A 25,218-nucleotide genomic window follows, 5' to 3' on the forward strand; every position below is an offset into this window, starting at 1 on the left:
AATGATTAAGCTCGGCATCGTGATGGATCCTATTACCTCCATCAATATCAAGAAAGACACCAGCTTCGCCATGCTGCTCGAAGCACAGCGCCGCGGTTGGGAACTGCATTACATGGAGATGAACGATCTCTATCTGCACGCCGGTGATGGTCGCGCCCGTACGCGCCTGTTGAGCGTAAAAGAAGATAAAGAGAGCTGGTTCAGCTTTGCAGCCGAACAGGATCTGGCGTTGCAAGATCTGGACGTGATCCTGATGCGCAAAGATCCGCCTTTCGATACCGAATACATCTACGCCACCTACATTCTGGAACGCGCCGAAGTGAAAGGCACGCTGGTGGTCAACAAACCGCAGAGCCTACGCGACTGTAACGAAAAACTTTTCACCGCCTGGTTCCCGGAACTGACGCCGGACACGCTGGTCAGCCGCAGCGCAGCGCATATCCGTAAATTCCACCAGCAGCATGGCGACATCATCCTCAAGCCGTTAGACGGCATGGGTGGAGCTTCGATTTTCCGCGTGAAGCAGGACGATCCTAACCTGTCGGTGATTATCGAAACCCTGACCGAGCACGGCAGCCGCTTCTGCATGGCGCAAAACTTCCTGCCAGCCATCAAAGACGGGGATAAACGTATTCTGGTGGTGGATGGCGAACCGGTACCTTATTGCCTGGCGCGTATTCCTGCCCAGGGCGAAACCCGCGGCAACTTGGCGGCCGGTGGCCGTGGTGAGCCTCGTCCACTGAGCGAAAGCGACTGGAAGATCGCCCGTGCGGTTGCGCCAACGCTGAAAGAAAAGGGTCTGATTTTTGTTGGCTTGGATGTGATCGGCGATCGTCTCACCGAAATCAACGTCACTAGCCCAACCTGCGCCCGTGAAATTGAAGCCGCCTTCCCGGTTTCCGTCACCGGTATGCTGATGGACGCCATTGAAAAACGTCTTGCGGCGAAATAAGCCGACGCCTGTCTAACCTAAGCTTCGTGAACCTCAAGGCTCTCCTGAGGTTCACGTGCATTCACCCCAAATAACGCAACTTGAAGTATGCCGGGTATAACCGCATACTGACGGCTGTTTATTCTCTAATCGATAACGCCTTGTATAACGACATGAATTTACAGCATCACTTCCTTATTGCCATGCCTGGGATGCAAGATCCGCGCTTCAAACGTTCGGTGATATACATTTGTGAGCATAATGAAAGCGGCGCCATGGGGTTAGTCATCAACAAAGCCGTAGAACAGTTCACGGTGGAGTCGGTGTTGAGCAAACTCCAAATCGAGCCTTCACCGCGCGATCCCGCTATTAGCTTGGATAAACCGGTGTTTGCCGGTGGACCATTGGCCGACGATCGTGGTTTTATTCTGCACTCGCCGCGTCAAGGATTCGCTTCAAGCATTCAGATATCGCCACAAACCATGATCACCACCTCCAAAGACGTGCTGGAAACCCTCGGCACCCCGGATCAACCCAAAGACGTCTTGGTGGCACTCGGTTATGCAGGCTGGGAAGAGGGCCAGCTGGAACAGGAAGTTTTGGAGAACGCCTGGCTGACCACCGAAGCCGACGTCGATATTTTGTTCCATACGCCGATCGCCAGCCGCTGGCGCGAAGCGGCGAACCGCCTTGGCATCGATATTCGCAACATTGCCAACCAAGCAGGGCACGCCTGATGACCAGCCGCACCATTATTGCCTTCGACTTCGGCACCAAAAGCATCGGTGCCGCCATCGGCCAAGAGATTACCGGCACGGCTCGGGCGTTAACCGCCTTTAAAGCGCAGGACGGCACGCCAGACTGGCAGAAGATTGAGCGGTTGCTGAAAGAGTGGCAGCCGGATCTGGTGGTGGTCGGCCTGCCACTGAACATGGACGGCACCGAACAACCGCTGACCGAGCGTGCCCGTAAATTTGCCAACCGCCTGCACGGCCGCTTTGGTGTGCAAATCGCCCTGCACGATGAACGCCTGAGCACCGTTGAGGCTCGCGCCCATCTGTTCGATCGCGGTGGTTTCCGCGCGCTGGACAAGGGCAGCGTCGACTCTGCTTCCGCAGTCGTTATTCTGGAAAGCTGGTTCGAACAACAACTGGGTTAACCACCTCACCTAAGCTGCCCCGCTGAGCAACCCGGCCTGAATACGCTGCTGCAACCCTTGTTCAAAGGTCTGCATGCCTGACTGCGCACCGGTTTGCAATACGCTGGCAAGCTGGTGCGTTTTACCTTCGCGGATCATGCTGCTCACGGCGGCCGTGGCGGTCAGGATCTCATAAATAGCAACTCGCCCTCCCCCCGGTTTGCTCAACAGCTTTTGCGCAATCACCGCTTGCAGGCTGCTTGCCAGCTGTGCGCGGACATAGGGCTTTTCTTCTGCCGGGAACACATCCACCAGCCGTTCTACCGCCTGCGGCGCACTGCGGGTATGCAGCGTTGCCAGCACCAGATGGCCAGTTTCTGCTGCGGTCAGCGCCAAGCGGATCGTAGTGGTATCACGCAGTTCCCCCAGCAGGATCACATCAGGATCTTCACGCAGTGCCGCCCGCAGCGCTTCATCAAAGCTGTGCGTATCACGCCCCAACTCGCGCTGCTGGATCAGCGAACGTTGGCTGTGATGGATAAACTCAATAGGATCTTCCAGCGTCAGGATATGGCGGCGCTGATGCCGATTGATAAAATCAATCATCGCCGCCAGCGTGGTGGACTTACCGCTGCCGGTGGCTCCGGTGACCAGGATCAGCCCATCTTCCCGCTGCACCAGCGCTGGCACGATCTCGGGAGTACCCAGTTCGGCCAAGGTCGGGCACTCGCTGGCAATCCGCCGTAACGCCACCGACAACCCACCGTTTTGCAAAAAGAAATTGGCACGCAGGCGAATCCCACCCGCCAATGCCAGCGCCAGATCGAGCTGACCATTGTGTTGTAACTGCTGCCGCTGCTCCTGAGTCAACAAGGCTTCGCACCAGTTTGCCATCTGCGATGGCGCAACGATTTCTGCCGCTTCCACGGCCCTAAGTTCACCATCAATGCGTAACATGGGCCGATGACCGGTACAAAGGTGCAGATCGGAAGCATTATGCTTTACACTAAGCGCCACAAATTCATCGATATCCATATCAATCTCCTGGGTCAACAATGAGCACTATCCAACAGAATCTGCAGGATGTCAGGAGCCGTATTGCTGCGGCAGCTCAACGCTGCGCACGTGCTCCAGAAGAAGTGATATTGCTTGCAGTCAGTAAAACCAAGCCTGTGGCGGCGATCGCAGAAGCCATCGCCGCTGGCCAGCACGCTTTCGGCGAAAATTACGTGCAGGAAGGCGTGGACAAGATCCAGCATTTTTCCTCATTGCCGGAAGGAGCAGGTTTGGAATGGCACTTTATCGGCCCGTTGCAATCCAACAAAAGCAAACTGGTGGCAGAAAACTTTGCCTGGTGTCATACCCTTGATCGCCAGCGCATCGCTCAGCGCCTGAACGATCAGCGCCCGGCGGGGATGCCGCCGCTCAATGTGCTGATCCAAATAAATATCAGCGATGAGCAGAGCAAATCTGGCATTGTATTGGATGAACTGCCGGTATTAGCTGAGGCCATCGCCGCATTGCCTAACCTGGCGTTGCGCGGCCTGATGGCGATCCCAGCACCGGAAGCTGATTATCAGCGCCAACTGGCGGTTTTTGGCCAGATGAACGATGCTTTCCTGGCCCTCAAGCAGCGCTACCCGCAGGTGGATACGCTGTCGATGGGCATGACCGACGATATGGCCGCCGCCATCGAGGCTGGCAGCACCATGGTGCGTATTGGCACCGCCATTTTTGGAGCCCGTGACTACTCGCAGGCTTGATGGGCGCAACTGAATTAACGAGGGATTTGATGCAACATCGCAAGATTACCTTTATTGGTGCCGGTAATATGGCACGCGCTATCATTGCTGGCCTGGTTGCTGGGGGCTATCCGGCAAAATCCATCAGCGTTTGCGCCCCTTCGGCCAAAAACCGTGACGCGCTGGCCGCTGACTATGGCGTTATCAGCAGCGCGGATAACATCAGTTGCGCACAGGCCGCCGATGTGGTGGTGCTGGCAGTAAAACCGCAAATGATGGCAGATGTGTGTAAACCTTTGCAGGAACAGGTTAATTTTTCCGGCAAGCTGGCGCTCTCCATCGCCGCCGGGATTCTGGTCAGCCGTTTCTATCAGATGCTGGGGGAACCGCTGAACATCGTGCGCATTATGCCCAACACCCCTTCTCTGGTGGGGGAAGGTATGAGCGGGCTGTATGCCCCACCGCAGGTCAACCAACAGGATCGCGATTACACCCGCGATCTGATGAGTTCGGTCGGGAAAGTGTGCTGGGTTGATGACGAAAACGGCATCAACGGGGTGATCGCCGCCGCAGGCAGCGCACCGGCCTATTTTTTCCTGTTTATGGATGCAATGCAGCAGGAAGCCGAGCGCATGGGCTTTAGCAGCACCGCAGCACGCGAACTGGTGCAGCAGGCCGCCATCGGTGCCGCCGCACTGGCGGCTGCCAACCCGGCAATACCTTTGTCTACGCTGCGCGAACAGGTGACATCCAAAGGGGGAACCACCGCTGAGGCACTGCGGGTGTTCAACGAGCAACAACTGCCTGAAACCGTCGCCAAAGCGATGCAGGCGGCCGTTTCCCGCGCGCAGGAAATGGAAAAGCTATTTTAACGCTACCGACTGAATTTCTGGCAGTTACTGCCCGAAAGACACAAGGGATAACCAAGAGTTAAGGAGAAGGGTAACTCACATGCTAACGCTGACTTTCCTGGTCAAAACCGTTGTTGATATTTACGTGATGGTGCTGTTGCTGCGCATCTGGATGCAATTGACACGCACTGACTTCTATAACCCATTCTCGCAGTTTGTGGTGAAAATCACCCAGCCGCTCGTCGGCCCGTTGCGCCGCATCATTCCTTCGCTGGGGCCGGTAGACAGCGCATCGTTGCTGGTGGCATTTTTGCTGATGACCATCAAGTATCCGCTCCTGTTGCTGATTCAGGGTGGGGCTATGTCGCTCAGCCCGTACAATTTGCTGTTTGGCCTGATCTCACTGATTAAATCCGCCGGTTACCTGATCTTCTGGGTGATGATTATCCGTGCGCTGATGAGCTGGATCAGCCAAGGTCGCAGCCCGATCGATTATGTGATGTATCAACTCACCGAGCCGCTGATGTCACCAATCCGCCGCATCCTCCCAGCCATGGGCGGCATTGATTTTTCCGCAATGGTAGTGATTCTGATCCTGTATCTCATCAACTATCTGGGGATGGATCTGTTCGGCGAGCTCTGGTTCCTGCTGTGAGTGCAGTGACTCCTGTGCTGGACGGGCTGGCTATCAGGCTTTATATTCAGCCGAAAGCCAGCCGCGACCAGATTATCGGCCTGCATGGCGACGAGATAAAAGTCGCCATCACCGCCCCGCCGGTTGATGGCCAGGCCAACGCCCACTTGATCAAGTTTATCGCCAAGCAGTTCAAGGTGGCGAAAAGCAACGTTATCATCGAGAAGGGCGAGTTGGGGCGGCACAAGCAGTTACGCATCATCAATCCGCAACAGATCCCTGCCGCGATCGCCGTGCTTATTGAATAATTTTCAAGGTAATCATCATGCAAAAAGTCGTTCTTGCCACCGGAAACCCCGGAAAAGTGCGTGAACTCGCCAGCCTGCTAGCCGATTTCGGTCTGGACGTGGTGGCACAAACCGAACTGGGCGTAGACTCCGCCGAAGAAACCGGCCTGACGTTTATTGAAAACGCCATCCTGAAAGCCCGCCATGCCGCGCAAATTACCGGCCTGCCAGCGATTGCCGACGACTCAGGCCTGGCAGTGGATGCGCTGGGTGGCGCGCCGGGGATTTATTCCGCCCGCTATGCCGGTGTCGATGCCAGTGACCAGCAGAATCTGGATAAACTGCTGGTGGCGCTGAAAGACGTGCCAGCAGGCCAACGCGCGGCACAGTTCCACTGCGTACTGGTCTATATGCGCCATGCGGAAGATCCGACCCCGCTGGTGTTCCACGGTACCTGGGCCGGTGAAGTAACCTTTGAGTCTGCCGGCGAAGGCGGCTTTGGCTACGATCCTATTTTCTACGTGCCAGAACTGGGCTGCACGGCGGCTGAGCTGTCGCGCGAGAAGAAAAGTGCAATATCACACCGTGGTCAGGCATTGAAACTGATGTTGGAAGCCCTGCGTAATGCCCGCTAACCCCGTACAACTGCCGCCGCTCAGCCTGTATATCCATATTCCCTGGTGCGTGCAGAAATGCCCATACTGCGATTTCAACTCGCACGCCTTAAAAGGCGAAGTGCCGCATCAGGAATATGTTGATCATCTGCTGGCCGATCTGGATGCCGATCTGCCGCTCACCAGCGGCCGTGAAATCAGCACCATCTTTATTGGCGGTGGTACACCAAGCCTGCTGAGTGCCGAAGCCATGCAGGCATTGCTGGACGGAGTACGCGCACGCATTCACGTGGCTGCCGATGCGGAGATCACTATGGAAGCCAACCCTGGCACCGTGGAAGCCGATCGCTTCAGCGGCTATCAGCGCGCCGGGGTGAACCGCATTTCGATTGGCGTGCAGAGTTTCAGCGCCGAGAAGTTAACCCGTCTGGGGCGGATCCACGGGCCGGATGAAGCCAAGCGCGCGGCGCATCTGGCCACCGGTTTGGGTCTGCGCAGTTTTAATCTCGATCTGATGCACGGCCTGCCGGATCAATCGCTGGCAGAAGCTCTGGACGATCTGCGCCAGGCGATTGCCCTGAATCCGCCGCACCTGTCGTGGTATCAACTCACCATTGAGCCGAATACCCTGTTCAGCTCACGCCCGCCGGTGCTGCCGGATGATGACGCGCTGTGGGATATCTATCAGCAAGGGCACGAACTGCTGAGCGCCGCCGGTTATCAGCAATACGAAACCTCGGCCTACGCCAAGCCGGGCTATCAGTGCCAACACAACCTCAACTACTGGCGCTTCGGCGATTATCTGGGAATTGGCTGCGGCGCACACGGCAAACTGACCTTTGCCGATGGGCGCATTCTGCGCACCAGCAAAACCAAGCATCCACGCGGCTTTATGCGCGGCGAATACCGCGACAAGCTGCATGAAGTGGCAGATCACGACCGGCCGTTCGAGTTCTTTATGAACCGTTTCCGCCTGCTGGAAGCCGCTCCACGCGCTGAATTTACCCGCTATACCGGATTAGATGAAAGCGTAATCCGCACGCAGTTGGACGAGGCGCTGGCGCAAGGTTACCTGGCAGAAACAGCGGAATATTGGCAGATCACCGAGAAAGGCAAGCTGTTCCTCAATTCGCTGCTGGAGCTTTTTCTGCCGGAAGAGTAACGAGAAAGCGCTGAGAGTTCAGCGCTTTTTAAGGATTAATCAGGATAAAAATCGGGGGAGAGGAGCTCTTTGATGTTCCAGATACCCGCTTCAGGATAAACATCCAACCCGGTTTCAGTGGTAGCTAAAGCCACCGCTTTTGACCAGATAACATCTCGCCAATCTTCATCTTCAAGCTTAGTTTTCAGGCTTGGCGATTCTTTCAGGCTGTAAAGCACCTCTTTCCTTTGCGCTTTTATGGTTCTTTCCCAACTGGCTCCGCGGCGTGCAGGCTGATATTTCCATTTCAGCAGATGAGCGATCAGCACTGTCATACGGCTCGCAAGCTCCCTTTGCTCGCTTTTCCCCACGTCCTCAATCTCCTCGGCGATCTTTTCTATATCGATTTCAGACAATTTTCCGGAGCGCAAAAGAGCGGCCTGTTCACTGGCCCAAGCGACAACATCTGTTTCATAACGGGTATGGCTCATAGTGTTCTCCGTCAACACGAATGAATCAGTACAGAGTTCAGTCTGTCAGATTACCGCCAGCAGGTCAAAAAACCAGCAAAAAAAAAGAATATCCTCTGTTACTTCAACGCATTAATCAGATTTTTGCGCTGAGTTTCCAGCGCTGTAACGCGGTTGCACACATCGTTACCGAAGTTCTGGAAGCTCTGTTCCTGCTTGCTCCATTCGCTCTGAATGGCCTGTTGCAAGCCACCCAGGTTGCCCATCAGCGCTTGTAACGGATTACCGTTGGCGTTGGCCGCCTGTTTAATGCCCATTTCGTTCAGGCTATCTTGCAGCACGCCGCCCATGCTTTGCTGAACCAGGTTACGCCCGTCCTGCTCCACCTGCGCGATCGCCTTATGGTGGAACGCCAAGCCGTCGCTGCGATGCTCGATAATACGGTTCATCTGCTGCTTGAGCTGCGTATTGAGCGTAGTCAAGCGGTTACGTACATTACTGCTGCTACCCAGTTGCTGGACGATGATGCTATCCAATGCGACCCGTGCTTTTTCCAAATGTTGCTGCGCGCCCTGATCGATCCAGGGCAGATCTTTACGCAACGCACTCTGGTAGCTAAAAGCTTTCTGGCGCTGGGTGTCATTCAGGCTTAACGCCTGCCCGTTACGGGTGACATCACCATCGGCGGAAATCTGTAGGTTACCGCTGGCGCCAGTCACCTGTACGTTCTGCGGGCTGATAATCACATCGTCCTGGGGTCTGACGCTGCATTGGTATTCGGCATGCGCCTGCGAGGCCACTAACAACAGCAAGGCTAACCCGGTTTTCTTTAACATCATTTCTCCTGACTCCCTTCCACCTGCATCCGCGATGGAACTAAAAAATCGAACGGCTAATGCGTTGAGACAACAGTTCCAGTGCCGCAGTTCCCGCCAGCGAGTTGCCAGACGCATCCAGTTCCGGTGACCAGACGGCAATCGACAACTCATCCGGCACAATCGCAATAATGCCGCCACCCACGCCAGACTTACCCGGCATCCCTACCCGATAAGCAAATTCACCGGCACCGTCATACATACCGCTGGTCATCATCAGGGCGTTAATCTGCCGTGCCTGCAATGGGCTGATGACCTCATCGCCGTTAAGCGCACGCCCCTGATTGGCCAGATAGACAAAACTGCGTGCCAGCTCCACGCAGCTCATGCGCAGTGCACAATAGTGGAAATAGGTTTGCAACACGGTCAGCACATCGTTTTCGAAGTTGCCAAACGACTTCATCAGATAGGCAATAGCAGCATTGCGATCGGAGTGTTCGAATTCAGAGCGCGCTACGCGAACGTCGTACGCCAGGTCATTCTCCCCCGCAAGCTGGCGAACCACTTCCAGCATGCGCTGTTTGGGGGCGCTAAGCCGCGTTTGCAGCATATCGCACACCACCAGCGCGCCAGGGTTGATAAACGGATTACGCGGCTTGCCCTGCTCCATTTCCAGTTGCAGCAACGAATTGAACGGCAGGCCGGAAGGTTCTTTGCCTACCCGCTGCCAGATTTCGCTTTCCTGATAGCGCGTGAGCGCCAGCGTCAGGCTCAGCACTTTGGAAATCGACTGGATAGAAAAACGCTCTGTGGCATCCCCCGCCTGGAACATTTCGCCATCGACGGTGCAAACAGCGATCGCCAGACGATCGGCCGCCACTTCTGCCAAGGCAGGAATATAGTCCGCAACTTTACCTTGGCCGATCAGCGGGCGCACCTGTTGCAGGATCTCATCCAGCAATGCGTTATCCAATGTTGTTACCACTGCGGTTGTACTCCAGATAAAACAAAGGTGCCGTGAAGGCACCTTGAATCAACGCTTATCGGGCAGAAATCAATCCCACCAGATATCGAACAGATCGCTGACCTTCACGTCACTCAGCTTACGCGCTTCCAGCCAGTTTTTAACCAGTTCACGCTGTTCGTCGGTGCAATTACCGATTTTCTGCAGGCAGATCAAACCTTCCCACTGCAAGTAGCCGCTGCCGTCAAATGCCAGGCCGTTTGGCTCGATCACTTCGTCGATAAAAGCATCCACCGCGCTGTCGATATCGTCGACATCGGTGCCTTCGGCAAAACGCCAGGCAACGGAGAAACCCAGTTCCTGAAACTCTTCAATGTGCATCTTTTTACGCAAACGACGACTGCGATTCTTAGCCATTATAACATCCTATTTGATTTTAATAGTTTTTTTAGACGAATTAACTAAAAGTTGAATTTTAACCTATATTTAGTTAAGTGTCTGATTTTCAGTTAGTTAGCAATAGCACAAGTTTAGCACCTACCAGCAGATACACCTAGCTTACCCTCACTCATTTGAGCTTGCCACTACCACCAAGCCTAGATACCATCAGCATCAACTCTGACCCTGCTCCTAACTCATGTCTCGTTAGCCGCTTAGTGTAAACTGTCCGACTTTATGGGATTAGCTTATTAGGGGCTTTTATTTTCTCAGAAGAGACTGCGGGCGGTGCAGCCTTGTGCAAGACATCTTACCGTATAGCCGTCCCTCTATTGAGGCGTTTAATGATGAACAGCAAAAACTATGAGAGCCACCGTAAAGCAATAGTTAGCAAGGGCATCCCGTCCGAACTGCTGGCGCGTATTACTGATTCTGATATTCAGGTGATCAATACATTTCTAACTCGTATTAGAAAACTTGAATTGACGCCACAGGAAAAAAACTGGGTTAACAACGCGATTAACGCAAAAGGGTTGTAAATAGGGCTAGGTTGACTGTATTTCCGCTGACAGCGATCACTATTGTTTTCAAACCCAATGGCTACAACGTCAAGCTCTTGTTGGACGGGATTCTGGGGCACTGGATGAAACTACTGCTGGGCCTGTGCTGTATGTGGTCAAGGCTGCGTTACAATCAGCTTTCACCAATCAAGGGCGTCTGATTACACCACTTGCATTTAAGGTCGCAGGTGATACACAGACTGTTGTTGATGCGCTGACAGCCAGCAGCCTAACCGCCAGCGGTTCAGGAAATGTGGTGACGCTCACGCCTTAACGTTGAACAATCAGATTTCGATTATAATGCTGCTAAAATGATGTCAAATTTATTGGAAACTGGCTGGCAGCTAAATAAGGACAGATATGATTTCACTTGAATCAGTTTTGAAAATAAGCAATCCAGAAAAATTTAAAGTACATTTCGCTGTTTATAACGGTGAAGAACAACCGTTAGACGTATTTGTAAGAAATAAATCAGATTGGCAAGAATGGAATGAATGGCGAGGTGGTAGGGATGATTTTAGTCGCAAATATATATTCAGTTTAATGCGATTCTATCATCAGCAAAATAAATGGCTCTTTGGTGGTATCTATGAAGTTCTTGAGCGCAATACTGATGGATACAAAGTTAAATTACTAGATTCACACAAAGAATTCATTGGACGCCTCATTATTAATTACCCAGGTCCTGGCGCAAGAGGGCGTGCGTTTTATTTTGAAAACCACTACCCGGCAATGGAAATAGCTGAAGTCTTTGCATCTGAATATTCAGGCGAGTCATTCTGTGGTTTTGATAATGTTCAGCATAGTTTCGAACAAATAGAACACATCATTAAAAATCAGAGATTAGACTGGAAAACGGCCTTAATGAGTGTGAAAGGTGTCTATTTAATCATTGATAAATCTAATGGTAAGAAATATGTTGGTTCAGCTTATGGTGATACGGGGTTGTGGTCGCGATGGGAATGCTATGTTAACACAGGGCATGGCTGGAATCAGGGACTATCAGAGCTTATATCTGAGACAGGGATTGAGTACGCGAGAGCAAATTTCCAATTTTCAATCCTAGAGTTCTACTCGATGAGAACAGATGATCAGTTTATTATTAACAGGGAACAGCACTGGAAACGCGTATTGTGCTCTAACCAATTCGGTTACAACAGAAACTAACATGTCGATACGGCCTAAGGTGGTTAATAATGCTCAGATCTTGATGTGTTAACCAAAGCATAACCGCCGATTATTTGGGAGTGTGATCATGTTTACACCTCTACACTGACCATTTATCAATGAGGTTTTAGCAGAGATCGGGTCGAGATAGCGCTTGTAAGCCAGTTAGACACGTTAAACCTATCAACGTATGTAACTGGCAACGCAATGCAGATCAACACTACTCGACTGCGTGTGTGCTGCGTATGGTGATAGGTTTGGCTATGAGTAAAAGTGATTTTCATTATGCAATCTGACCGGTAACTCAATTTTATAAGGATATAACACTATGAATGCACAGTTCGATACATTTATCTCTCCTTTGTTGTCACTTATAGACAACAAGCTTATTATATTTTTTATTGTAATAGCGCTAATACCCTTATTTCTTTTGTATTTTAAATCTAAGGCTAAATCAGGTTTTTCTATCGTAAACAGATTCTGGGTATTTTGGTTCGGTTATAAAAATGAAAACAAAAAAGATTTTATTAATGAAATAATGGAAATTGAAAAATTCAATTATTATTATAATACTGATGCCGTATCATTAAAGCAAAAGAAAAATTTCGAGAACTGGATTAGAAAATACGAATTAAACTTTAGAGTTATCGCAAAACTTAAAAGAGACTTGGCAATAGACACCCTTAAAATAAGGAAAGTTAAAGTAATAGTACCGACACTCACTTTTCTATCGTTATTTATCCCTCTATTTTTTATCCTTCCTTCACTGAATATAGCAATTCAACCTGCTGGATTAATAAGTATCAACAATACAGGATGGTTCTTTTTTAATAAAAAAGAAGCAGTGGAGTACAGATTTTTAGGTGGTAGAGAAAACACTTGGATTTTGACACCGCAGAAATGTGAGAAAAAAGCTGATATCAGCATCAAACTCGATCCACATACGATGGATATAATATGTGAATCTTTTAGTAGCAAGAGATCACTAGAATACATTGATACTTTAATAAAAAAACAAAGATGGATATTTGGTTTGTTAAGTGTAATACTTTTGTTTTTTGCTGCTGTTCTTTTCAATGTTACTTTTCACTTGATAATTACACGCGATGCAAGAAAAATGCTTCTCTTTAAGATAAAAAAATACAGATCTGACAGAGATAAATAAACAGAGGGATAGGTAGTCGTTAAAACTGCCTATTCCATTTTCAAACATATCGCTTACTTCTTGGATCGCAGTTGCACTTTGCAAGGGTGTTCACTGGGTGTCGGTTTTTTGCCATCCAATATTGTGGTAATGATAACTCGGCATTCCCCCAGTGAGTTTGATTGAACGTAGATGGTATTGTCTATTGGCGGCACTTCCTCTGCCTTCTCTTCGGGCAAGTACAACCAGAACAGCACGACAATGATAATCGTGATGATGGCTGCAATTATGGCCTTTACTTTTATTGGGAGCATTGTGTATCACCTTAATTAGCTTTAGAGAGGTTATAAAGTACACCGGTATAAAATGCAGCACAGACCGCATGATGCAATACACGCGATGGATTATCCCAACAGGGGATAAAATGCGCGTCTGGAATATCTCTCGTTAAATGATAGTTTGGATGCACCAGAATAAATTTAATGGCTTTTGATTCACTGGCAATATCAATCAGCCATTCACTTTCTTGGCTATCTATGATGAAAACATTTAAATCCACGTAGTGACCATGTGATTCATATTCTTCTGCGGAGGATATCTTATTATAGAAAACATCACGTTCGAAACCGGGTAACTGACTTTCATCTATCATCTCCGGGTTACAAGTGAATATATTCACTTCAAGCTCGAATGTGGGCATTTCGAGTAATGGAGGTACTGAAAAATCCAAATAGAAAACATTACCTTCTACATAATAGGTTTTCATATGACGGTTCTCAATATTTATAGAGGGGGAGTAAAATGAAATGCAGGTGGGTACAAATGAACTAACGGCCATCCAATGGACAGCCGCTTATGTGTTATAAACCGAATACGTTAATATAAAACTGACCGTTATTATCATCGGTCTTTTGAATACGGTAGGTGATGGGTATTGAATTGGCTTTTTCAGCATTGGCAAACTTTAAATCGGCAGCGCACTGATACACATCAAGCTTGCTTTGATGCTCCACCGTTCTGACATTCTCTACCGAGATAGTCACGCCATCCAGCTTGTAATACGTCTTTGCCGCTTCCTTCGTGGCAATATCAACCACCAGATTTTTAGCCTCATCACTGTTGCACTTTGGTGTACCTGAATCACAGCCAGACAGGCCAATCATGGCAATACATGAGAAGAGTAGTTTTAGTCTCATTGGAACGCTCACAGGAAGAATGATGCCACACCTAACAAAGAAAGCAGGCAATCAAGACCGGTAACCAGCAGTGCCAACACTTTCCACAGTTTATTGGCTGTTGTTCTCATAATGCAAAGGAACATCAGGCCACTCCAAACCAACATGCCAATATCAATCCTCAATATTGTTCCTGTTGACTCAGAGAAATACTCCATCACTGACAGCACTACTGCGGGAATAAGCCACCACAGCCAGAATGTTACGGCTAATCCATAGCCGCCACTCAATAACTTCTCCTTCACTGCATTCAAATTATTGCTTTCAATCTCTTTAGACTGATTTTCATTCGTGGGTAACATTATTGCCTATCCTTATTTAATGAAACATTATCCTGTCTGATGCGCTCAACCAGATTAGCCGCTCGGTTATAGCCAATCCTGAAATGATTCTGTACGGCTTTAATATCGTTATTTAACTCATGGTTGATAATCAGGTTAAGCGCTTGGTCATAAAGTGGGTCTTTATTTAATTCAGTTGGCATGTTTCCTCTTATAAATAAAATGTGGGCCTGTACGTAATGAATTACAAACAGTCATTCAAAAAATCAGCTTATTGATAGACGCCAGACAGCGAGTTACCGGCATTCATGCCACAGTAGCTATTGCATTCCTCTGTCGCTTTAACATTAACGCGAGATTGGCCCCACGTCAGGGTAATCAAACAGTGGGCGTTGTCTCGCCATTGTAAGGTGGTATGTTGCGTTGTATCGGCAATAGCATTGGCAACGCCTTCCACTTCACAAACGTGCGCCTCTACATTGGTATTGATAGAGAATCTGGCCTGCTGGTCATTACCCGGTACTGCCGATAACCTGATTTCCCCATCGGATTTCAGATAAACAATGGTGTTCCCGTCCATTTTGGCGGCAATGGCTGTGTGACACAGCGTAAACAAAACCGCCGTTACTATGCGTTTCATCGCAGTTCCTTGTCAGTTAATACGGATGTTTTTAACGAATTTCCCCAGTGTCAGCGGCCTGCGTTTTTCCACATAAAAGTAAGCCACATTAAACGCTGATTTCTTATGGTTACCTTTCCCCAGTGAAGGCCAATCGCGGAAAGCCTCTATTTGGGCTTCTGAATAGGTTGTTTCAGAGAAGTCGAACAAGACCAGCAAGGCTTTACCGTCATATTTCATCAGCTTCTTCATTTCCGTGCTGTTGACGGTCGCGGAGACGGTGAATTTCGCGGCGGTGGGCTTGCGTACTGCAAACTCAACCGCCACGTCATCAATGACAAAATCAATGTAGCCATTCCCCGTTACCGTTCCCGGCAACTTCCCCTGTACTTCTGGCGATACCGCATCAGCAAAGTACCCTAATAGGTAGCAACGCACCAAAGGAAGCAGTTCTCTTTCACTGCATTCATTCAACCGCAGTGTTTTCACAAACTCAGGTCGGTACAGTGAGTGGAAGAAGTATTCAAAGCTTTCTGTTACGGATGTGATGGTGGTCGCCATTGTTACCTCTTTTTGTCATGAATAGAGGGTGCTTTGTTGAAGTAACGGCTCGGCCACAACTGTTCAGGTGTCATCCCCAACACCCCGGCTATCAGGCGTTCCGCCTTGGGATAGTGCTGACTAAACGCATTATTGAGAGTGCGTGGGGCCAATCCCTGTTCGCGTGATAACTGCGCCAGACTCACTCCCCGTTTGTGTAGGGCCGCCACAATGTCAGCCCGGTGCCAATCTTCCAGTCTTCCCTTAGGGGGCTTTTTTTGCGATGCTACGTGGTTATTCATGATGTTAACTCCTCTGTATCAGTACAACACCATTAAATGCGAACAAAGTGAACTATTCAAGTTCTCTTTTTGGGTTATTTTGCCGTTTCTTGTTAACGCATTGATATCTGGAATAAAGTTTATGAACGACAGTTTGACGCAAGAAACTAGCCTGCTGGATGATGAACAATGGCTCTCGGCACAAGCGTTTGTGGGTAAACCGGGAATGCCGAGCACGGCAAAAGGCTGCCGTTTACGCCTGGAAAAGCTGGCGGCTATGCATCCTGACATCAAAAGGAAGAGAACTGGACATAAGGGCTTTGAGTACCATATCCGGGCGGCGGGGATGCAATTAAAGAGTGAACGTGTGGAACAGCAGGAGCGGAAAACGCAGCCAGCCTCGCCCTATGGGTCAGATGAGCAACTTAACCTTTGGGTGCAACTGTTCAAGACCATGAAGCCAAGTTCACGCGACAGGCTGTTAAAACAGGCATTGGAACAGGTCGCCGATGATCTGATGTTAACCGGCAACGTAGAGCCAGAAGTGATGATGTTGGCTCGTCAGTTGATGACACTTTCAGAAGCACAGCGCCAACAACTTCTCGACACCCTTTCACCCGCCAGCTAATAAGGTCTGAATAGCTATTTCAGACCCCATCCCAATCATTATTTAATTAATAGTTTCTCAGTGAAACTATTTGCCATGTATTATATTATTTGGTAAAATGTCATTGTGGCAAAGTGACTATATTCAGCCAATCAACCCAAACTCAATTTAATTAATCCTTAACGGGAGGGAACACTGCATTTAAAAATCGGCTAACGGCTTATCTGTATTTAATTAAACTCAAAAGGAACCACATGAGTAATATCATCTACCAGGAAGGCTATCGGCTTCCCGTTAATCAACAATTGATTGACCTGTTATATAAAGAGCTGGGTAATATCCCACCCATGAAACAAGAATTAAAAGCCGCCTCATTAATATTCAGAGACAGCAGTTATAATGCGGAAACCGGCGGTTATCACCCCGTAGAGATCCGACTGGTCAGAAAAGACGAACAATGGTTTTTTGATTACATCACTGACTTTGCGTATATGGGCCGGGTTTATCCTGAACTGGAAAAGGAAATTGATTTTTGTTGGTCACAACAATATGCATTCCATGCTGGATTAGGTGACCTCGGACATAGGGCCGCGTGTGAATTATTTACCCTGTGGCAATCCAACTTTATTCAGTATTACCACCAGGGCGTTTATACCATCCAGTTTCTTTGGGAAATATAACCAGCAGGGGAAGTATTGTGAGTCAAGAACGTGATGTACGCCCGGCCATACAGGGCGAGTTAGACTGCCTATGCGGTGTTTATAGCGTGGTGAATATGATGAGCTACCTGTTTGATGGCAAAGTCAGGAGGGTGCCACTGGTACGCACATTGTTGCGGGAATATCACTGTGAATGGTCACTCGAGGACTGGTTCGCTCACGGTCTTGACCAACCCCGAATGGATTACCTGATTGACCGGGTGCTACAGCAAGGCTACTACCAGAAGCATTTTCCCACTCAAATCAGCCACCCCTTCCGAGAGCGCAAGAGATTGACCACACAGCGCATACTCGCCGAAATGACCGAATACCTTGACCACCCTGACTTCTCCCGCCTTATCCTGATTAGCGACCAGCGCCATTGGTCAGTCATCACTCGCATCGATCGCCAATACCTCTACTTTTTTGATAGCAGTGGGTGGCAAAAATTAACGCGCAAAAGTTGGTCACTCAAAGCCGATACTGCACACCAATTGTTACCCGACAGCATTTACTTTGTTGAGCGGGAGTTTTGACATGACTGACCGCTGCAATGAAGATTTGATCATTCAACAGGCACAAACCATCATTGAAAACCGCTATATCCGGGGGGCAGCGTTTGCTATCAGTACAAGAGGTACGGGATTACCTGATGTTTACGCTGGCCCCGCTGGAGCATGAAGTGTTCGGCTGCATCCTGTTGGATAACCAGCAACACGTTCTCTCATACCAACAACTGTTCAGGGGCACTATCAACGGTGTCAATGTCTATCCTCGCGAGGTAGTGAAGTTAAGCATCGCTCATAACGCGGCAGCGCTGATCCTCGTCCATAATCACCCCAGCGGCTCACCTGAACCCAGTCAAGCAGACTTGGCCATCACCGAAAGGCTGAAAACCGCACTTGAGTTGGTTGATGTACGAGTTATCGACCACTTCATTGTAGCTGGTACGCAAACCGTGTCGATGGCAGAGCGCGGGCTGCTGTAAGCGGCCTGTTACTTTGTTACTCAATCAGCCCCTACCATTGTGCTTAGCACCGTCAACTTGAACGATTTTTTCGTAACGTTTCAATTAAGTTTGTTTAACATAAATTCAGAAACTAACCCAACAGCCTGAATAATGCTATGCGATTCATTTTGAGATAATGATGTAATACAAAGCCTGCCATGTCCTGTGCCTTCTTTATTACGCACCCTATTAATAGATAAAGCAAGGTCAAATAAAGCACGTTCGTAATCCTTTATCGCTGGCTCATTAGCAACTTTTGGATCTCGAGGCGTAGCCATTTGCAAAGCTGCATATGCCTGACCAAGTAATGTTGGAAAATTGGCATTCGTGGGAGCTTGATTGCCGAACGTGGAATAAATTACATGCTTAGCAGTAGCCTCTAATAGATCTTTACCAGTACCAGATAATAATGCAGCATCTTCGACCCCTTTCTTCGCTCTATTTGCGTATGAAAACAGAGCCTCTGTGAGATTCTTACCACTCAACGTATCCAAGATTACCGCAGAAACCTCTCCATTCTCAGAAAGAATGTAATGTTCTGATTTGAACGCGTCTATTGCGTTCTGTATCTGCTCCTTGCCAACGAAATTTATAGATGACTCCCTGAACCCACCTACAGCTTTAATTTGAGACAGCAAAAGTGAAATTAGTTTACTGCCGGATTTTTGGTCATTTTCAATCGCCCAGTTTAAAACTGCTGTTACCCTTTTTGTTTTTCCAACCGTTAAACCTTGCGCTTTAGGATCAGCACCGATCAATCCAGCCCTCTTAAACTGAACTTCTAAGTCGTTATGAGTTGGATGGCGAGACTCAACTTGAGAATCATCTACGAGCTTTGCTACTGCAATAATTATTGAATCTGTTATTGGAAGTTCCATTTGCTCTCTCTTAATTAATTTCTGGAAAAAACTAATAGCCAAACCAAATAGTGAAGAGGTGTGCCGATGGCTATTCTCAATTAGCTGAGTTTACTAATTTTATCAGCGCCCTTAATTACCAAGCCCCATCTGCTTCGCCCCATGAAATAGTAAAACCTAGCAAATGACTGGCCTTGTTAATACTGAGAAATTATTTCTTAGGTAGTCCATTAAATGTATTTTCAATCCAAATATCCAGCTTGTCACCTTTCTCATAAGACATCACATTCAGCATTTCTGGATTCAAAGTCTCAAAAGTTACTTTGAACTCTGCAAGATCAAACTCTTCCATTTTCTTCTCACGCTTAATTCTTTGGAATAACTTTGTGAAATCTGACAGCTTGTAGCCGATATTTTTCTTACCCAACCGAATGGGTTGCCCATTTTTGGTTAAACCTAATGCTTGGGCAGCAAGAAACGCCTCTCTTTTAATTTTGTATACTTTGTCGTGCAGAGCAAGTCTTGTTATTACATCTCGTGATTGCGGGCAATCATATTTCCGCAACTCATTCAAAGCGGCTAACCGTGTTTCCCAAGAGTGTTTTTTATTTGCATTCTTCACTAATTCATGAATATTTTCAGGGGTTTCCTTAATAAAAGTCATAGTCTCTCCATCCATTTATACTATATATGTACTAACATTTATCTTAACGGCTCACAGTGCTTCTGCCTATTTTTATTTAATTTTATCAAATTACCGTTTTTGCATATGTAATTCAATGTATTTTTCTGAGTCTGATGATGTATCAATCGTCAAAATCTATAAAAACAGTGCGTGAGTTTTGATCTGCCAAGGCTGGTGAAATTTTAGCCAAAGGTTCAATGGAAAATTCTGCACTGCAACGCCAAGAGGTTAACTGGATCTGTTTACGGCAATGACTGCTTGGCACTGAACAGACGGTTAGGTCTGATTACACTCAAGATAACCCCATCCCCTGTAGCAGGGTAGTTAACCCCACCAAAACCCCGCAACACCAGTATGGCTGCGGCCTGCGCAGGAGCTACCCTAGAAAAAGCGGCTAAGAGGTAGCCACAGTGTTTAACTTGCAAGAAATCAACAAACGCCTCGGCAGCCCTTGGGGGACAAGGGATCATTACTTTTCAGACCAATCATCAGGGCCGTTACCATCACCATCACTATCAGCAGCAGCTTGTGAGGAATATTGATAACCATCCTCATTCAGCTTTTTGATAGCCTTACTTATCACCTGACGCTTACGAAGTGCCCAAACCTCGAAATACAGGTAATATTCACTGACCTTTGCCAATAGTAAAATATTGAGTAACCGGTTAATATTCAATCAGAAAATGATTTAACCAAGCCTTATAACGATACATTTTTCCAGCAAGTCGGAAAGGATTGACGAGCGTCTATCAAATGCAAATGGTGAATCTTCATTGGAGTTGTTCGACATGTCATTGAAAAAACTGCCTTCCCTCGTACTGCTGCTTCTGTTTGCTGTAAACGTAAATGCCGAAAGCATCAATGGTGTGGGAATGAAGAAAATTGATGTGATTGATCCGATTGAACAACATTCAATGGACGCGGTGGCATTTTTTCCTAGCACAGAACCTACAGGGGTAACCAGTATTGGCCCTTACCAGATTAGGGCATCCAGATCTGTTCCGATTGGAGAAAACAGCTACCCTTTGATACTCATATCGCATGGGAATATGGGGAGCATGTGGGGTCACCATGATCTTGCATCCGACCTCTCCCGGCATGGATATATAGTTGTTAGCGTTAATCATCCTGGTGACAATTTCCAAGATGCAAGCCGGATTGGGACTACCAGCACAATTTATGGTCGGCCCATGCAGATATCAGCAGCGCTGACTGCTGTGCTTAAAGATCCTGTACTCGCTCAACACATTGACGCGAAGAAAATCGGATTCGTTGGCTTTTCAGCAGGAGGAACAACAGGCCTCATACTTGCTGGAGCCAAACCCATGCTATCGCGTCTGGAACATTATTGTTCCCAACGTCCAAATGATCGTCATGTCTGCGAAGCTCAAGGACGCACAAGGAACGATCACCCTGAGCTTATCCCCGTAGCCGATCAGCGCATTCGGTCCTTTGTGCTACTTGCCCCACTCAGTGTTGTATTCCCCCCAGAAGAATTGAAACTCATCACATCACCAGTACTTGTTTATGTCGGGGAAAAAGACGAGGAGCTATCACCAGCAGATAATGCGGTGGCGCTCGTGCGTAACATGCAGCCAGCAGAGAAATTACAGATTATCCCAAATGCTGGACATTTCACGTTCCTCGCACCGTGCTCACCTCAAATGAGGCATTCAATGCCAATCCTATGCCTCGATCATCAGGGTGTTGATCGCTCCGCAATTCATCGAAACATCAATGCTGAAGTAGCAAATTTCTTAGCGAGAACTCTTGGTACGCAAACAGAAAATTAAGAATCTGAGGTATCTAGGTCTGACAAACCAGTAACGACAGCTCCATTATGGTCAGATTGATTGTTGAAAAACGCGCTAGCACAACTTTTTGCTGGCGATGGCCGTTCCACATCTATCACTTCCCATTCAGTATTATCCAGAGCACGAATCAATCACGCATGGATTCAACCAGAGCCTTTATCTTCACCGCTTTCTCAAAATGATCAAGCTCCATTTCTTGAATCCACCAACTGGCGGCCTCCATCAACAGTTCAGGATCATCGTTTTTGTTGGCAAAGAACGCATAGAAAGAAAGCCCACGTTATTACCCTTCGCAGTGATCTTGTCATTGCAAACCTGAATGATCTTCGATCTTAGTGCCTTTCTCATAATGGAATCCCTTGCCAGTTAAAGTCGTACGGCATAGGCCTTGCAACTCACCATCAAACGCCACCGTCAGGATGGCAGTTCAATAGCAAACGTTCATCAGTGCTGTCTGATCAATGTTGTCCATGTTCACTTTTTATAAAGCTTTGAATCGTTTAAAGCTTCAAGGTCTAAATTCAGTATTTCAAAATCCAACAAATTTTTGACTTGTTGAACCGTCCACGCACGTGACTTATTTTTTGGTGCAAGCCCAGGTATTTTATTGGGAGGACGACAGCCCTCTTTGCTTAACTTATCCTTGATCTCAGCATGACTAAGGTCATCACCTTGCAAAAATGTCGCTGCTTGGTACAAGTCATAGAGTTCTTGGCTTCCGACATTTTTTGCCGGAAGCGCGTTGTTCACCCCCCTTTCTTCCTTCTCTATATACATCTGCTCGTAGACCTTGTTGATGCAGAAACTGATAACCCTACTGAGCGAATCAATGTCCTTACGGCCATCAATATTCAGCGGAGTTCCCTGCTGATCTTCATAGATCTCAGCGAGGTTTTCGTAAGTATGTCTTCCTAAGTATATCTTTAATCTAGAGAAACCAAGGTCATTGTACTTTCTCTCTCTCTTGCGCTTGTTGGCGATATCCCTTTGGCGTTTTATCTCTTTTTCATCATTCATTGAAATATTATCTGCTGATAAATGACTTTTAATTGCGTTCTCTTCCATTTTACGCCTCCAGCGCTACCATTTTTTGATTGTTTTTTACTCTACTGAGAGGACGTTTCACAACATTTATGAGAAGCGGCTCTCCAATTTTTAATATCGCTGTTTTGAAGTGTGAAATCCAACAATTTGACCTTTTTTGAAGGGTATCGAGCATTCAGAAGAGCCGCTTCAAAAAATGGCCTCCATTGATTGTCATCCCAAGCTGCGACATACTTCTGTCAACAAACAGGAGGGGAAAAACATGAGAGAAAGCAGGCTATTAAAGATCCAGGAAGTCCTCAGACGATGTGCAATCAGTCGAGCAACTTTGTACAGGCTGATAGAAGCTAAACGATTCCCTTATCAGGTTTCGTTGACGGGTAATCGTGCCATTGCCTGGAAAGAAGAAGACATCCAACGCTGGATCGAGGAGCGCCCAATTCGCCATAAATAAGGAGCTGCATGAAGAAACACCGAAGAATACCCTTGGCAATATTGAGTAATGAGCTTGAGGAACTCGCTGGGACAATACCAAAATTTGAAACGGTAAAGGAGGTACGTGCCGAAAGGCTAGTCAGAATAAATGCATTACATGAGTTAAAAGGGAAAATCTACCAAACACTATTTAAGAAACTGAATGCATGTGAACCACTTGATCCTTGTGGTAGTGCCGCATGTCCTGAATGTTATCGGCATCATCGATTAATTATGGTCAAGGAGGTATTAAAATTATGTAAGAAACGAAATAAATGGCGAAGCATTACATTAATCTTCTATCAAGATGCGCTGAGTGATAATGAACTGCTTGAATGGAGGCCAGACGCTTTAAAGGCACGTCTTCGACGCTGGTTAAAAGAAAGTGGCTTCACAGGAATGGTAATAGGTGGGTTTGAAATGGACTTCCACACAGATATTAAAAAGTGGATGCCGCACTTTCATCTCATTATTCCTAATGACAAGGAAGCCATTAAGAAACTGCGCATTAAGATGAAAAATGCACGGAACATGAATACACGCATTGGAGTGGTTAATCGCCCCATGCTATCAAGTGAATTGAAAGCGCCTGAACGTCAGATAAGTTACCGATTTAAAACTATTTGGTGGCGTGTGGAATCTATTCAATACAATGACGTTTATATGCTGAATAACCGCGAGAGGAAAAGAAAACGATGGACTAAAAAATACAGATTATTGAAAAAGCAACATGCTGATTCTCTGATTATGCTGCATGCCATAGGCATGGCGAATTTAACCTTTATGTATAGGGTAAGGAGGTATGGTGACCACTTATTAATGCAATGACCGTCTAAAGGCAATCATCCCTATTCAGGTGAGCTATGCCTACTGTTTGATTAAATAACCAGATATCACTACTCAGATTAACTGCGTAGATGACCTTTCACGCACTTAAATAATGAAAGTGATTGGGTGAGTGCGTGACTAATCCTTAAGGAATTAAAAATGAAAAAGATGGTAAAGAAATCAATTAAACCAAAAACAGTTAAACGTAAATCAGCTAAAAAGAAATCTGTTGAAAAACCAGCGAATCAACCAAAGTTGTATGTTAAGTTGATCGCTATCGCTAAAATGATTTATTCGTCAGATATTGCTTATCGTCAAGTTGAAGTCTTTAGCGAGAACAGCGGCAAGTATATTTTCATCCTTATTCCCTCTACTGCACTGGCGAATAAGACTGAAACAAAGAAGCATCTGCTGAAAGCAGGACACCGTGCTGATATGCCAAAAGAGTACTGGGATCTGGCACAGGATGAAGTCACTAAACAAACTGATAATTTTATCGTGCTGCGTGATAAACCCGGTTTCTACAACGATGTTTATCTTTGCATTAATGATAAGGTGATTGGTGAGGTTAAAGGGGATAAGCCAGTATTGCACCCTAATGCCAAAAAACATTTGCCTGCTGAGACAACACAAGGAACGCTGGCAGAATGGAAACAACATGTCGCACCTTGTGCATTGCATAGTTCTCGCGTCATGTTGGCACTTTGCTGCTCATTCTCAGGGTTCATGCTTAACCTGTTGGGGATTGAAGGAGGTGGCTTCCATTTGTGGGGGACAAGCAGCATGGGTAAAAGCTCATCTGGCTATACCCTGGCATCGGTAGCGGGCTTCCCAAAATCAATATTCACTTATTGGAACAATACCGATAAAGGGCTTGAGGAAATTGCTGTTGCTCATAATGACGGGGCATTGATCCTTGATGAAAGTAAACTCTTGGATAAAGACCCTATTATTGCAGCCAAAACCATTCAGAGCCGTATTTATACGTTGTCAGGGGGTAAAGGTAAGGTTCGTGCTTCACTCTACGAAAACAACGTAGCAGAATGGCATTTGGTTGTTTTCAGCACAGGTGAACTTAGCCTTGCCCAACATGCTGATGCCGGTAAGATTGAACGCTTGGAGGGTGAAAACGTGCGTGTTATCGATGTTCCTGCCGATGCCTTTTGTGGCATGGGAGTCTTCGAATCACTACCTGAAGGTGTTAGTTCCAGCAATGAGTTGGCTACCACCATCAAAGATGTTACCCATCGCTATTACGGTTCTGCCAAACCTGCATTCTTGAAGCGCTTGGTTGCTGATATTCAGGAAGACCGTGAAGGACTGAAAGCAAAACTGGAAAAGGGCATGGAG

At 47.5% G+C, this 25,218-nt stretch carries 35 protein-coding genes and 1 pseudogene; 20 read left to right on the top strand and 16 right to left on the bottom strand.

Annotated elements, in window-relative coordinates:
* Window position 1: 1 nt before the first annotated feature.
* The 3 genes from gshB (at window position 2) to ruvX (ending at window position 2,090) form a co-directional block, all read left to right on the top strand.
* Window positions 2-952, top strand: coding sequence for a glutathione synthase (gene gshB, locus AC2A1E_RS03490; RefSeq protein ID WP_473190056.1), 951 nt, complete (start codon window positions 2-4; stop codon window positions 950-952).
* Between the two features lie 152 nt (window positions 953-1,104).
* A complete protein-coding gene (locus AC2A1E_RS03495) occupies window positions 1,105-1,668 on the top strand; it encodes a YqgE/AlgH family protein (RefSeq protein WP_484382571.1) in 564 nt (187 codons plus the stop codon).
* Entirely contained in the window at window positions 1,668-2,090 is a 423-nt protein-coding gene (gene ruvX, locus AC2A1E_RS03500; protein WP_484382572.1) for a Holliday junction resolvase RuvX, read from the top strand. The genes AC2A1E_RS03495 and ruvX overlap by 1 nt, the downstream gene beginning before the upstream one ends.
* Before the next feature lie 9 nt (window positions 2,091-2,099).
* On the opposite strand, the gene AC2A1E_RS03505 is transcribed toward ruvX, so the two are convergent.
* Window positions 2,100-3,104: a type IV pilus twitching motility protein PilT gene (locus tag AC2A1E_RS03505; protein WP_484382573.1), complete on the bottom strand. Its 1,005-nt coding sequence runs from the start codon at window positions 3,102-3,104 to the stop codon at window positions 2,100-2,102.
* Window positions 3,105-3,124: 20 nt separating this feature from the next.
* Between AC2A1E_RS03505 and AC2A1E_RS03510 the strand changes: the two genes are divergently transcribed.
* The 6 genes from AC2A1E_RS03510 to hemW all read left to right on the top strand — a co-directional run bounded on the left by AC2A1E_RS03510 (window position 3,125) and on the right by hemW (window position 7,359).
* Entirely contained in the window at window positions 3,125-3,832 is a 708-nt protein-coding gene (locus tag AC2A1E_RS03510) for a YggS family pyridoxal phosphate-dependent enzyme (protein WP_484382574.1), read from the top strand.
* Between the two features lie 29 nt (window positions 3,833-3,861).
* Window positions 3,862-4,683 (top strand): pyrroline-5-carboxylate reductase, encoded by an 822-nt coding sequence (gene proC, locus AC2A1E_RS03515; RefSeq protein ID WP_484382575.1) that lies wholly within the window; start codon window positions 3,862-3,864, stop codon window positions 4,681-4,683.
* Between the two features lie 79 nt (window positions 4,684-4,762).
* A complete protein-coding gene (locus AC2A1E_RS03520) occupies window positions 4,763-5,317 on the top strand; it encodes a YggT family protein (RefSeq protein WP_484382576.1) in 555 nt (184 codons plus the stop codon).
* On the top strand, window positions 5,314-5,604 hold the full coding sequence (gene yggU / locus AC2A1E_RS03525; RefSeq protein WP_484382577.1) for a DUF167 family protein YggU: 291 nt from the start codon (window positions 5,314-5,316) through the stop codon (window positions 5,602-5,604). Before AC2A1E_RS03520 ends, yggU begins: the two co-directional genes overlap by 4 nt.
* A gap of 17 nt (window positions 5,605-5,621) precedes the next feature.
* Window positions 5,622-6,218 carry an XTP/dITP diphosphatase gene (locus AC2A1E_RS03530; protein ID WP_473190049.1) on the top strand — a complete coding sequence of 199 codons (597 nt, stop codon included), beginning with the start codon at window positions 5,622-5,624 and terminating at the stop codon, window positions 6,216-6,218.
* Window positions 6,208-7,359: a radical SAM family heme chaperone HemW gene (hemW, locus tag AC2A1E_RS03535; protein ID WP_484382578.1), complete on the top strand. Its 1,152-nt coding sequence runs from the start codon at window positions 6,208-6,210 to the stop codon at window positions 7,357-7,359. The genes AC2A1E_RS03530 and hemW overlap by 11 nt, the downstream gene beginning before the upstream one ends.
* Window positions 7,360-7,394: 35 nt before the next feature.
* On the opposite strand, the gene AC2A1E_RS03540 is transcribed toward hemW, so the two are convergent.
* From AC2A1E_RS03540 to AC2A1E_RS03555, 4 genes are all read right to left on the bottom strand, one after another.
* Window positions 7,395-7,829, bottom strand: coding sequence for a DUF29 domain-containing protein (locus tag AC2A1E_RS03540; protein WP_484382579.1), 435 nt, complete (start codon window positions 7,827-7,829; stop codon window positions 7,395-7,397).
* A 98-nt stretch (window positions 7,830-7,927) separates the two neighbouring features.
* Window positions 7,928-8,644 (bottom strand): YggN family protein, encoded by a 717-nt coding sequence (locus AC2A1E_RS03545; RefSeq protein ID WP_484382605.1) that lies wholly within the window; start codon window positions 8,642-8,644, stop codon window positions 7,928-7,930.
* Between the two features lie 40 nt (window positions 8,645-8,684).
* Window positions 8,685-9,608: a glutaminase B gene (glsB, locus tag AC2A1E_RS03550; protein WP_484382580.1), complete on the bottom strand. Its 924-nt coding sequence runs from the start codon at window positions 9,606-9,608 to the stop codon at window positions 8,685-8,687.
* Window positions 9,609-9,677: 69 nt separating this feature from the next.
* Window positions 9,678-10,004 carry a YggL family protein gene (locus AC2A1E_RS03555; RefSeq protein ID WP_076943429.1) on the bottom strand — a complete coding sequence of 109 codons (327 nt, stop codon included), beginning with the start codon at window positions 10,002-10,004 and terminating at the stop codon, window positions 9,678-9,680.
* Between the two features lie 365 nt (window positions 10,005-10,369).
* Between AC2A1E_RS03555 and AC2A1E_RS03560 the strand changes: the two genes are divergently transcribed.
* From AC2A1E_RS03560 to AC2A1E_RS03570, 3 genes are all read left to right on the top strand, one after another.
* Window positions 10,370-10,564: a hypothetical protein gene (locus tag AC2A1E_RS03560; protein WP_484382581.1), complete on the top strand. Its 195-nt coding sequence runs from the start codon at window positions 10,370-10,372 to the stop codon at window positions 10,562-10,564.
* A 381-nt stretch (window positions 10,565-10,945) separates the two neighbouring features.
* Complete coding sequence (locus AC2A1E_RS03565; protein WP_484382582.1) at window positions 10,946-11,752, top strand: GIY-YIG nuclease family protein; 807 nt, start codon at window positions 10,946-10,948, stop codon at window positions 11,750-11,752.
* A gap of 328 nt (window positions 11,753-12,080) precedes the next feature.
* Window positions 12,081-12,917, top strand: coding sequence for a DUF6216 family protein (locus AC2A1E_RS03570; protein WP_484382583.1), 837 nt, complete (start codon window positions 12,081-12,083; stop codon window positions 12,915-12,917).
* 304 nt (window positions 12,918-13,221) lie between these two features.
* On the opposite strand, the gene AC2A1E_RS03575 is transcribed toward AC2A1E_RS03570, so the two are convergent.
* The 7 genes from AC2A1E_RS03575 to AC2A1E_RS03605 form a co-directional block, all read right to left on the bottom strand.
* Window positions 13,222-13,662, bottom strand: coding sequence for a hypothetical protein (locus tag AC2A1E_RS03575; RefSeq protein ID WP_484382584.1), 441 nt, complete (start codon window positions 13,660-13,662; stop codon window positions 13,222-13,224).
* A gap of 94 nt (window positions 13,663-13,756) precedes the next feature.
* A complete protein-coding gene (locus tag AC2A1E_RS03580) occupies window positions 13,757-14,059 on the bottom strand; it encodes a hypothetical protein (RefSeq protein ID WP_473188253.1) in 303 nt (100 codons plus the stop codon).
* A gap of 41 nt (window positions 14,060-14,100) precedes the next feature.
* A complete protein-coding gene (locus tag AC2A1E_RS03585; RefSeq protein WP_484382585.1) occupies window positions 14,101-14,433 on the bottom strand; it encodes a hypothetical protein in 333 nt (110 codons plus the stop codon).
* Window positions 14,433-14,615: a DNA translocase FtsK gene (locus AC2A1E_RS03590; protein ID WP_484382586.1), complete on the bottom strand. Its 183-nt coding sequence runs from the start codon at window positions 14,613-14,615 to the stop codon at window positions 14,433-14,435. Before AC2A1E_RS03590 ends, AC2A1E_RS03585 begins: the two co-directional genes overlap by 1 nt.
* 68 nt (window positions 14,616-14,683) lie before the next feature.
* The gene (locus AC2A1E_RS03595) at window positions 14,684-15,052 is read right to left on the bottom strand and encodes a hypothetical protein (protein WP_484382587.1); all 369 of its coding nucleotides are present in this window, start codon (window positions 15,050-15,052) and stop codon (window positions 14,684-14,686) included.
* A gap of 12 nt (window positions 15,053-15,064) precedes the next feature.
* Window positions 15,065-15,592: a hypothetical protein gene (locus AC2A1E_RS03600; protein WP_484382588.1), complete on the bottom strand. Its 528-nt coding sequence runs from the start codon at window positions 15,590-15,592 to the stop codon at window positions 15,065-15,067.
* Window positions 15,593-15,594: 2 nt separating this feature from the next.
* On the bottom strand, window positions 15,595-15,873 hold the full coding sequence (locus AC2A1E_RS03605; protein ID WP_156292700.1) for a helix-turn-helix domain-containing protein: 279 nt from the start codon (window positions 15,871-15,873) through the stop codon (window positions 15,595-15,597).
* A 121-nt stretch (window positions 15,874-15,994) separates the two neighbouring features.
* Between AC2A1E_RS03605 and AC2A1E_RS03610 the strand changes: the two genes are divergently transcribed.
* The 4 genes from AC2A1E_RS03610 (at window position 15,995) to radC (ending at window position 18,145) form a co-directional block, all read left to right on the top strand.
* Window positions 15,995-16,480 carry a hypothetical protein gene (locus AC2A1E_RS03610; protein ID WP_484382589.1) on the top strand — a complete coding sequence of 162 codons (486 nt, stop codon included), beginning with the start codon at window positions 15,995-15,997 and terminating at the stop codon, window positions 16,478-16,480.
* Between the two features lie 233 nt (window positions 16,481-16,713).
* Complete coding sequence (locus tag AC2A1E_RS03615) at window positions 16,714-17,139, top strand: DUF2787 family protein (RefSeq protein WP_484382590.1); 426 nt, start codon at window positions 16,714-16,716, stop codon at window positions 17,137-17,139.
* 17 nt (window positions 17,140-17,156) lie between these two features.
* Window positions 17,157-17,693, top strand: a complete 537-nt coding sequence (locus AC2A1E_RS03620; RefSeq protein ID WP_484382591.1) for a hypothetical protein — start codon at window positions 17,157-17,159, stop codon at window positions 17,691-17,693.
* A gap of 83 nt (window positions 17,694-17,776) precedes the next feature.
* Entirely contained in the window at window positions 17,777-18,145 is a 369-nt protein-coding gene (gene radC / locus AC2A1E_RS03625) for a RadC family protein (protein ID WP_484382592.1), read from the top strand.
* 80 nt (window positions 18,146-18,225) lie between these two features.
* On the opposite strand, the gene AC2A1E_RS03630 is transcribed toward radC, so the two are convergent.
* Together AC2A1E_RS03630 and AC2A1E_RS03635 are read right to left on the bottom strand one after the other, a co-directional pair.
* Window positions 18,226-19,044 carry an abortive infection family protein gene (locus AC2A1E_RS03630; protein WP_484382593.1) on the bottom strand — a complete coding sequence of 273 codons (819 nt, stop codon included), beginning with the start codon at window positions 19,042-19,044 and terminating at the stop codon, window positions 18,226-18,228.
* 190 nt (window positions 19,045-19,234) lie between these two features.
* A complete protein-coding gene (locus AC2A1E_RS03635) occupies window positions 19,235-19,687 on the bottom strand; it encodes a hypothetical protein (RefSeq protein WP_484382594.1) in 453 nt (150 codons plus the stop codon).
* 809 nt (window positions 19,688-20,496) lie between these two features.
* Between AC2A1E_RS03635 and AC2A1E_RS03640 the strand changes: the two genes are divergently transcribed.
* On the top strand, window positions 20,497-21,501 hold the full coding sequence (locus AC2A1E_RS03640) for an alpha/beta hydrolase family protein (protein ID WP_484382595.1): 1,005 nt from the start codon (window positions 20,497-20,499) through the stop codon (window positions 21,499-21,501).
* A gap of 148 nt (window positions 21,502-21,649) precedes the next feature.
* Here the strand turns inward: AC2A1E_RS03640 and AC2A1E_RS03645 are convergent.
* Together AC2A1E_RS03645 and AC2A1E_RS03650 are read right to left on the bottom strand one after the other, a co-directional pair.
* Window positions 21,650-21,870, bottom strand: a pseudogene (locus AC2A1E_RS03645) (DUF6500 family protein).
* A 126-nt stretch (window positions 21,871-21,996) separates the two neighbouring features.
* Window positions 21,997-22,587, bottom strand: coding sequence for a hypothetical protein (locus tag AC2A1E_RS03650; RefSeq protein ID WP_484382596.1), 591 nt, complete (start codon window positions 22,585-22,587; stop codon window positions 21,997-21,999).
* Window positions 22,588-22,828: 241 nt separating this feature from the next.
* Between AC2A1E_RS03650 and AC2A1E_RS03655 the strand changes: the two genes are divergently transcribed.
* The 3 genes from AC2A1E_RS03655 to AC2A1E_RS03665 all read left to right on the top strand — a co-directional run.
* On the top strand, window positions 22,829-23,020 hold the full coding sequence (locus tag AC2A1E_RS03655) for a helix-turn-helix transcriptional regulator (protein ID WP_484382606.1): 192 nt from the start codon (window positions 22,829-22,831) through the stop codon (window positions 23,018-23,020).
* 8 nt (window positions 23,021-23,028) lie between these two features.
* Complete coding sequence (locus AC2A1E_RS03660; RefSeq protein ID WP_484382597.1) at window positions 23,029-23,868, top strand: hypothetical protein; 840 nt, start codon at window positions 23,029-23,031, stop codon at window positions 23,866-23,868.
* Window positions 23,869-24,027: 159 nt separating this feature from the next.
* The coding region (locus tag AC2A1E_RS03665) for a DUF927 domain-containing protein (protein WP_484382598.1) at window positions 24,028-25,218 on the top strand (1,191 nt) is incomplete at its 3' end.

It is taken from the genome of Serratia sp. HNCC26DJ206 (assembly GCF_057180605.1).